Below are 8,798 nucleotides of genomic sequence, written 5' to 3'. Positions count from 1 at the left end.
GGCGAATGGTCACCCCAGTGCGCTTGCCGAGCTGTATGTAAAGCAGAACTGCGCGGATGCGATCTTCGTACGAGTACATGAACTACCTCCCAGTAGTCCAAGTTTTTGTCCGCACCCCCTGCTGGTCAAAATTCGACGCTGATTGACAGGTAAATCATATCGGTACATTGACCCGCATTCAATACCGTATTTTTCGGTACACACAAACCGTACCGAGTTTTGTACCGTAAAACGTCGGTTTTTCAGTACATCAGTAACCCGCGTCTAGGCATGTCGATTCAACAGTGATGGATTTCCGTTTGCCGTCCATGCGGAGCATGTCCGCTTGGAAGTCCAGAGCATCAGAAACTTGCTGAGTAAAACGCTCGCCTCCCTTAGATTCAAGATCGGCTTTTATGACGGGAACAATCGTGTAGCCAGCAGGGGCTGCTCGGTAGGTCGCAGAGAACACATCTCGACAGAGATATCCGCAAGCGATGGAAAGGTCTATTCCAAAGCCTTGACCACGGTGGGCCGGGTGAACGTAGACCAAGTTAAGGGAGTGGTAGATGTCGATCTGTTTTCTCTCGGCATCGTGAAGTAACCTGATTCCTAACCCCGCAAATCCGACAAGATCATCACCATGCATTGCAACCAAAACAATGGATTGCCCTTCCACGTCATCGCTGGCCGACTTACGCTGCCGATCCCATCGAAGCTCGTACTTGTCTGGCAGCCCGTGTGTTAGGGAGATCGATTCGTCTGGAAACAGTCGCTCCTGGGCGTCACGAAAGGCCTTCAGTAACGATCGGGCGGAGAGCCTCCTCGGATTCGCTGTTACCTTTGTGTATGGCCGAAGATGCTGTATCTCTTCCAGCTTGTTCTCAACCTCATAATCTCCATCAGCAATCTCGAAAATCTCATCCTGTCTTTCAGTCGGGCCGATGCGCGTACTGAAACGCAACCCTTGATCTGTCAGACTGGTGTCCAGACCATCGAAATGCTTCGGTTTCAGAAGTGATGAGACTTTGCTCGATTGAGACATCCATGAACCTCCTTTGCGAATGGCATGAAGAAGAGATTGTATGAACTACGGGTTCAGTCCACCACGCTTCTGTATTACAGACGTCACCTGACAGCGGCTACGAAGGGTGGGGTACGGGGGGAAGTCTCTAGATCAAGACTCAAGGACTCCCCTCTCAGATTTTTGCAGTAATTTCAGTCCGGGTATTTGGGAGAAAATTGAAAGGGATACCTGACTCGTTCAAGAGCCTCCTTCTTCACAGCCAGTGTTGCACCACCCGAATACAGCCCATAGGTAATTCTCGGCTTCTCATGCCCAACGATGTCGGCGGCAAGGTTTTCGCTGATACCTTCATTCTCAAGCAATGTGACCAAAGTCTTGCGGATCGAATGGAATACCTTCTTATCTGGAAAGCCCAGTGATTTCTTGAGCCGCCCGAATCGTTTCCCGATGGCATTCGATCTGTCGTTGTACTTGTTGAACGACAGCCCACTGATCAGGTATCCGTCCGTACTGGCCTCTTTCAGCCGCTTGACGACATCGACCAGCATGGAATGAACTGGCACCTCTCTGAGACCCGCTTCTGTCTTGCTGTCAGTGACTTTCAGAACGGCCTCGCTGCAATCATCAGCCTTCAGGGAGCAGAGTTCTTCGATTCTTCCCCCTGTATACATACCGAGCCTGATCAGATCAGCCAACTGATGATCTCTTTTCTCAATCGCCGCATTCAGCAGGGCAACAACCTCCGCTGGTTCAAAGGGGATCCATCCATCTCTACCTTTGCTGGTGCCATTGCTTTTTGCAGTGCCACGTTTAGCAAAGTTCGGCAGCGTGAAGGGTTGTCTCTCAAGGTCGGCCTTACCGATGTCTTGAAGGTACCCCCAGAAGCTCCGGCTAAACGTGAAAATGCGTTCGAGTGAAGAGTAGGTATAGGGCTTTCGCTCCGGTGATCCAGCCATCAATTCCCGTACCCATTCGAGGACAGCTGCCTTGTCAATCCGTTCTATTGTCTTGAAGTGATCGACCATCAGCTTCACATCTTTCTTCATCTGGTCGATTGTTTTCGGGGCTTGGGTCAGGTGAGTAGCCCATTCATCGTAGAAATTGGATAAGAGGGTTTGATTCCCGATTGCGATGTCGAGGAACAACTTCCTCTCCGCTTCTTCCTTGGTGATCTGATTCGCGATTTGTTGAGCAGCTTCAAGCTCAAGGTCATGCTTGGAATACTGGCCGGGATCAGCACCTACTGGCGCAGTTTCGATGACGCGTCGGAGACGTAGGGCTTCCTCAAGGAATGGGTCGCTGACCCCTCTGGCTGCCTGAATCTGAGCTTTCCAAGAGGCAATTATGGGCGCGGCGCGAGTCTCGGCGATCCGTTTGTCTGTGGTTTTGAGTGTCTTGAAGAACTTGGACTTGCCAATGATGTGCCGCACATCTTCGGGGACGTGGAGGGTAGCGAACCAAGTGTTCCCTCTGCGCTCGATATTCTTAGACATAGCAGTATTTCGATATGGCGGAGAATGGTTGTTACCATATGAACTTACCACATCAAGTTACCACATGTTAAGCATGTAAGATGTTGTTATGTAAGTGAATCAATCGCTTATAGTCGTTTTGCGGAGTGTCCCCCCTCTCCGCCAGTATTGAAAAAGCCAGCTGCCTGCAGCTGGCTTTTTTGCGTTTGCATTACGGCCCCGGCAGCTGCCAGTCGCCCTTGCTGCGAAACGGGATGTCGCCGAGCGCGCCGGCGCCGAACACGGTGCCGTCAATCTGATAGGCAAGCGCCGTCTTGCCGCCCGCCAGTTTGCCCAGCTGTTTCAGCCAGCCGGAGAGCGAGGTGTGCAGCAGCACCTTGATGGTATCGTTGCCCAGCGCCGGAATGCTGAACGGCTGGCTGCTGGCGCCGCGGGCAAAGTCGTCGCCATCCAGACTGACACTGAAGCGCAGTCCCTGTGCGCTCAGCGGCTGCCGGTCCGGATTGCTGATGCGTAGCGTGACCTCGAATTCCTGCTCGAACAGGGTGGCCTTGTCGGTGGGCTGGATGTCGGCCAGTTGCACTTCCGGCTTCGGCCGCGACAGGCCGGCGCAGCCGCTGAGCAGGGTTGCCAGTAGCAGCGGGAGCAGATATTTCAGCATTGGCGCCTCCATTGGCGGACTGCTGGGCAATACTTCAGTTTACTTGGCCATCCGTGGCTGTGCGTAGCTGTTTTGTCGACAGATGTGTGCGCCGCGGTTGCAAGTGCTGGCACTTTGTTTCATATTGATGTGCTATTTGTTCGGAATAAATGACGGTTCATATTGTGCCTGTGCGATTGGCACGGGTGGGCAGTCATGGCGGTGACGAGGAGCAAGATGAACGCAGCAAAGAAAATCCGGCATTACCTGCAGTCCGGGCAGGACGCGGCCCAGGTCGAAATCCTGCTGGAGCTGGCGTACAGTCTGCAGACCGGCAAGCCGTTCCAGTTGCAGCCACTGCATGATCTGGACGAGCCGTACTTCGATACCGCGTTGCAATTGATCCGCGAGTGGCACCTGGATCATCACATCGCCTCGCGCAGCAAGCTGTTGGAAATGATCTACGCCCGCGGTCAGCGTGCCGTCGCGCGCAATGTGGCCGCAAGTGCTGTCACGGAACATTAACCTTGGCGGGCTAAGCTTGCCTCGCTGCATCCTGTACAGCTGATAGTCCCTGCAATCCTGTCTTAATTTGGCCCGCTGCTGCGGGCCGTTTTCTTTTCAGTCGCCATCCGGCCATTGCAGCTGGCCGTGACAGGCCTCGTTGAGGCTGGCGACCAGCGTCGCGCACTGCGCTTCGGCAATGCTGAAGCTGAGCAGCACAGCCGCGCCGTGCTCCACCGCCAGCAGTTGCGCGTCTGCTGTCTGCAGCAGACGGCGCAGTTTGCCTTCCAGCGGGTAGGGCGCGAGGCACTGCAGCTGGCGCTGGCGGATTTGCGGCAACCGTACCGCCTGGGTCAATGCACCTGCGATGCTGTCGGTGTAGGCGCGCACCAGGCCGCCGGCGCCGAGCTTCACGCCGCCGTAGTAGCGCACCACGCTGGCCAGCACACCCTCAAGTTGCTGGTGGCGCAGCACCTCCAGCATCGGCCGGCCGGCGGTGCCGGACGGCTCACCATCGTCGTTGGCGGCAGAGTGGCCGCCAGCCATCAGTGCCCAGCACACGTGTGCCGCCGCCGGGTGTGCCGCTTTCAGTGCCGCGATGCGTGCCAGTGCGGCTTCGCGGTCCGCCATCGGTTCGACACGGCCGAGGAAGCGGCTTTTCTTGATCTCGATCTCGCTATGGACCGCGTGTTGCAGGGTGAAGGACATTCGGGCTCGGCAGATGAGGGGTGGGTGCTTGCGGCCAACCTTGGTGTGGCAGGGTTGGCCGCAGGCGGCGGATGCGTGTCAGCCGCGGAACATGAAATAGACCGCGCCGACCATGCACAAGCCGGCCCAGACAAAGTCCCACTTGAACGGCTGGTTCATATAGAAGATGGCAAACGGCACGAACACCGACAGCGAGATCACCTCCTGGATGATTTTCAGTTGCGCCACGCTCATCACGCTGAAGCCGATGCGGTTTGCCGGTACCTGCAGCAGGTATTCGCACAGTGCGATGCTCCAGCTAAGGAACGCTGCCAGATACCACGGTTTGGCGGCCATGTCGCGCAGGTGCGCGTACCAGGCAAAAGTCATGAAGATATTGGACAGGATCAGCAGTAGCGGTGACAGCAGGTAGGGCGACAGGGCCATGGCGGTTTCGTGGCGTAAATGCAGGAGCCGCAATTGTCGCAGTTTTGCCGGCGGCGGACGAGGCCGGCCTGATGAGCTGGTGCAGGTGGAGGTGGTGAAGTTGAGGCGCGGCAGGAGCGGCCCATCGTGGACTTGACGGGTGGCGAAGAGGCTGTCAGTAGCACCTGCGGACGCAAGGGCGGTGGGGGGGGTTACGTTGCTGTTGCGGTCGCGGAACGGTGGTCTATATTTTTGTTGCGTTTAGGGCGCAGTCGTCACTGTTGTTGCGTTATATTTTATATTGTCCAACAGGTTAAATATATATTGTATACAATAGTCAGGTTGGCAAATAAAATTGATAGAGGTGAGTTCTCATGCAGTTTCAGGCATTCGCGCGCAAGCAAACCGCACTCCGTGACGCCATTACGGCAGCCTATCGCCGTGACGAGCAGTCTTGTGTCAAGACACTGGCCGCCGAGGCACAGATGTCTTCCGAACAGGTGACATCGGTCAAGACCCTGGCCGCCAAGCTGGTTTCGAAAGTGCGCAGCGAGCGCACCAAGTCCAGCGGTGTTGACGCGCTGATGCACGAGTTCTCCCTCTCCAGCCAGGAAGGCGTGGCGCTGATGTGCCTGGCCGAAGCGCTGCTGCGCATCCCGGACCGCGCGACCGCCGACCGCCTGATCCGCGACAAGATTTCCGGCGGTGACTGGAAGTCCCACCTGGGCAACAGCTCCTCGCTGTTCGTCAACGCCGCTGCCTGGGGCCTGCTGGTCACCGGCAAGCTGGTGTCGTCGCACAGCGCATACGGCCTGTCCTCGGCCCTGACCCGCCTGATCGCCAAGGGTGGCGAGCCGCTGATCCGCAAGGGCGTCGATCTGGCGATGCGCATGCTGGGCAAGCAGTTCGTGACCGGCGAGACCATCAACGAGGCACTGGTCAACGGCCGCGAGCGCGAAGCCCGCGGCTACCGCTTCAGCTACGACATGCTGGGTGAGGCGGCGATGACCGAGGCCGACGCGCAGCGTTACCTGCGCGACTACGAAGTCGCCATCCACGCCATCGGCAAGGAATCCAACGGCCGCGGCATTTACCAGGGCCCAGGCATCTCGGTGAAGCTGTCGGCGATCCACCCGCGCTACGCGCGCATGAAGCACGACCGCATGATGGCGGAGCTGCTGCCGCGCCTGAAACAGCTGTTCCTGCTGGCCAAGCAGTACGACATCGGTCTCAACATCGACGCCGAAGAGGCCGATCGTCTGGAAATCTCGCTCGACCTGATCGAAGCGCTGGCTAACGATCCGGATCTGGACGGCTTCGAGGGCATCGGCATCGTGGTGCAGGCCTACCAGAAGCGCTGCCCGTACGTGATCGACTACCTGATCGATCTCGCCCGCCGCAGCAAGCACCGCTTCATGGTGCGCCTGGTGAAGGGTGCCTATTGGGATGCCGAGATCAAGCGCGCACAGGTCGACGGCCTCGATGGCTATCCGGTATACACCCGCAAGGTCTACACCGACGTGTCCTACCTCGCCTGCGCCAAGCGCCTGCTGGCGGCACAGGATGCGATCTATCCGCAGTTCGCCTCGCACAACGCCTATACCCTGTCCGCGGTGTACCACCTTGCCGCCGGCAAGGACTACGAATTCCAGTGCCTGCACGGCATGGGCGAGAGCCTGTACGACCAGGTGGTCGGTGCCGACAACCTCGACAAGCCGTGCCGCATCTACGCGCCGGTCGGCTCGCACGAGACCCTGCTCGCCTACCTGGTGCGCCGCCTGCTGGAGAACGGTGCCAACTCCTCGTTCGTGAACCGTATCGTCGACGAAAATGTCTCCATCGACGAGCTGGTGGAAGATCCGGTCGCCGAGGCGCTGCGTCAGGGCGGCGAGCCGCATCGCAAGATCGCGTTGCCGCGTGTTCTGTACGGCGCGGAGCGTCTCAACTCGCTGGGTATGGACCTGTCCAACGAGCATGTACTGCAGCAACTGAACGACGCACTGAACGCCAGTGCCGCGCAGAGCCTGCACCTGAAGCCGATGTTGGCCGCAGGCCCGCTGAGCGAAGGCGTGGCGCAGAACGTGCTGAACCCGGCCAACCTGCAGGACGTGGTTGGCACCATCCAGGAAGCCGGCGCCGCCGATGTCGAGCTGGCCTTGCAGCAGGCCGTGCTGGCAGCCCCGCAATGGGCCGCCACCGCGCCGGCCGAGCGTGCCGCCTGCCTTGAGCGCATGGCGGACCTGATGGAACAGCACATGGCCACCCTGATGGGGCTGGCCGTGCGCGAGGCCGGCAAGACCTTTGCCAACGCCATCGCCGAAGTGCGCGAGGCGGTCGATTTCTGCCGTTACTACGCGGCACAGGTGCGTCGCGAATTCAATAACCAGACCCATCCGGCCCTGGGCCCGGTGGTGTGCATCAGCCCGTGGAACTTCCCGCTGGCGATCTTCATCGGTGAAGTGGTGGCCTCGCTGGCCGCAGGCAACGTGGTGCTGGCCAAGCCGGCCGAGCAGACCGCGCTGATCGCCGGCTTTGCCGTGCAGCTGCTGCATCAGGCCGGCGTGCCGGCCGGTGCGCTGCAGTTCCTGCCGGGCCGTGGCGAAGTGGTCGGCGCCGCGCTGACCCGCGACGAGCGCGTCAAGGGCGTGATCTTTACCGGCTCCACCGAGGTGGCGCAGCTGATCAACCGTACCCTGGCCAAGCGCAGCGGCGAAGTGCCGCTGGTAGCCGAAACCGGCGGCCAGAACGCGATGATCGTCGACAGCTCGGCGCTGCCTGAGCAGGTGGTGGCCGACGTGATGTCGTCCGCCTTTGACTCTGCCGGCCAGCGCTGCTCGGCGCTGCGCGTGCTGTACTTGCAGCAGGACATCGCCGACAAGGTCATCACCATGATCAAGGGCGCGATGGACGAGCTGCGTGTCGGCAACCCGGCGCTGCTGGAAACCGATATCGGTCCGGTGATCGACGCCGAGGCGCAGCAGGGCCTGCTGCGTCACATCGACAGCATGAAAACCAAGGCCCGCGACTGCTACCAGGCACGACTGACGCCGGAGTGTGCCGACGGCACCTTCGTGGCACCGACCCTGTTCGAGATCGACAGCGTCAGCCTGCTGCAACGCGAGGTGTTCGGCCCGGTGCTGCACGTGATCCGCTTCTCGGCGCAGGATATCGACCGCGTGGTGGATGAAATCAATGCCACCGGCTACGGTCTGACTCACGGCATCCATAGCCGCATCGACGAATCCATCGACAACATCGTCGCCCGCATCAAGGTCGGCAACGTCTACGTCAACCGCAATATCGTTGGCGCCGTGGTCGGCGTGCAGCCGTTCGGTGGCGAAGGCAAGTCCGGTACCGGTCCGAAGGCTGGTGGCCCGTTCTACGTCTATCGTCTCAGCGGCGCCAGCTGGAATCCGGAACTGGCGGCCAACCCGGTGGTACCGGCGCTGTCCGAGCTGGACCGCCTGCAGGGCGTACTGGGGCAGGTGTTGCCGGATGCCGCCGCCCAGGCCCGTCTGCGCGAAGCGATCGCCTATGCGCGCCGCCATACACCGCTGGCAAGCATGGTGACGCTGCCCGGCCCGACCGGCGAGCGCAACAGTCTGCACTTTGCCGCCCGTGGTCGCGTCGGTTGCCTCGCACAGACGCTGGAAGGCCTGCTGCAGCAGCTGGTAGCAGCATTTGCCACCGGCAACAGTGCGGTGCTGCTGGATGGCACCCTCACGGCAGCCCTGCCGGCTGCGCTGGCCGGTTTCTTCGTGGCCAAGGGTGGCGATGTCGCCAGTGCCGACGTGACTGCCGTGCTGTACGAGGGCGATGCCGCCGACCGTCTGCGCCAGATCCTGGCGCAGCGCGACGGTGCGCTGATCCCGCTGCTGATCGCGGATGAGGACGGCTACAACCTGCATCGTCTGGTTGTGGAGCGCGCAGTGAGCGTAAACACCACAGCTGCGGGCGGTAATGCCAGCCTGATGAGCATTGGTGACTAATCAGACTTGCCTGAGGTTGGCTGCATTGAAATAATGCGGCCAACCTTGGCATTTTGCCTTGGAGCGGCACAATC

General features: G+C 59.7%; 7 protein-coding genes. 2 read left to right on the top strand and 5 right to left on the bottom strand.

Annotated elements, in window-relative coordinates:
* Nucleotides 1-250: 250 nt before the first annotated feature.
* The 3 genes from PQU96_RS11965 to PQU96_RS11955 form a co-directional block, all read right to left on the bottom strand.
* Nucleotides 251-1,024, bottom strand: coding sequence for a GNAT family N-acetyltransferase (locus tag PQU96_RS11965; protein WP_272772599.1), 774 nt, complete (start codon nucleotides 1,022-1,024; stop codon nucleotides 251-253).
* A 173-nt stretch (nucleotides 1,025-1,197) separates the two neighbouring features.
* Entirely contained in the window at nucleotides 1,198-2,499 is a 1,302-nt protein-coding gene (locus PQU96_RS11960; RefSeq protein ID WP_272772598.1) for a tyrosine-type recombinase/integrase, read from the bottom strand.
* Between the two features lie 190 nt (nucleotides 2,500-2,689).
* On the bottom strand, nucleotides 2,690-3,139 hold the full coding sequence (locus tag PQU96_RS11955) for an LEA/WHy family protein (protein ID WP_272772597.1): 450 nt from the start codon (nucleotides 3,137-3,139) through the stop codon (nucleotides 2,690-2,692).
* A 216-nt stretch (nucleotides 3,140-3,355) separates the two neighbouring features.
* Here PQU96_RS11955 and PQU96_RS11950 point away from each other — a divergent pair, with 216 nt between their 5' ends.
* Nucleotides 3,356-3,643, top strand: a complete 288-nt coding sequence (locus PQU96_RS11950) for a hypothetical protein (RefSeq protein ID WP_272772596.1) — start codon at nucleotides 3,356-3,358, stop codon at nucleotides 3,641-3,643.
* Between the two features lie 96 nt (nucleotides 3,644-3,739).
* Here PQU96_RS11950 and PQU96_RS11945 read toward each other — a convergent pair whose 3' ends face one another.
* Entirely contained in the window at nucleotides 3,740-4,330 is a 591-nt protein-coding gene (locus PQU96_RS11945; protein WP_272772595.1) for an IMPACT family protein, read from the bottom strand.
* A gap of 78 nt (nucleotides 4,331-4,408) precedes the next feature.
* Nucleotides 4,409-4,756, bottom strand: a complete 348-nt coding sequence (locus PQU96_RS11940) for a DMT family protein (RefSeq protein ID WP_272772594.1) — start codon at nucleotides 4,754-4,756, stop codon at nucleotides 4,409-4,411.
* A 353-nt stretch (nucleotides 4,757-5,109) separates the two neighbouring features.
* Here PQU96_RS11940 and putA point away from each other — a divergent pair, with 353 nt between their 5' ends.
* Complete coding sequence (putA, locus tag PQU96_RS11935; protein ID WP_272772592.1) at nucleotides 5,110-8,724, top strand: trifunctional transcriptional regulator/proline dehydrogenase/L-glutamate gamma-semialdehyde dehydrogenase; 3,615 nt, start codon at nucleotides 5,110-5,112, stop codon at nucleotides 8,722-8,724.
* Nucleotides 8,725-8,798 lie beyond the last annotated feature (74 nt).

It is taken from the genome of Vogesella margarita (genome assembly GCF_028548475.1).
In the GTDB taxonomy this organism is placed as follows: domain Bacteria; phylum Pseudomonadota; class Gammaproteobacteria; order Burkholderiales; family Chromobacteriaceae; genus Vogesella; species Vogesella margarita.
This window is presented reverse-complemented; position numbering and strand designations above follow the sequence as displayed.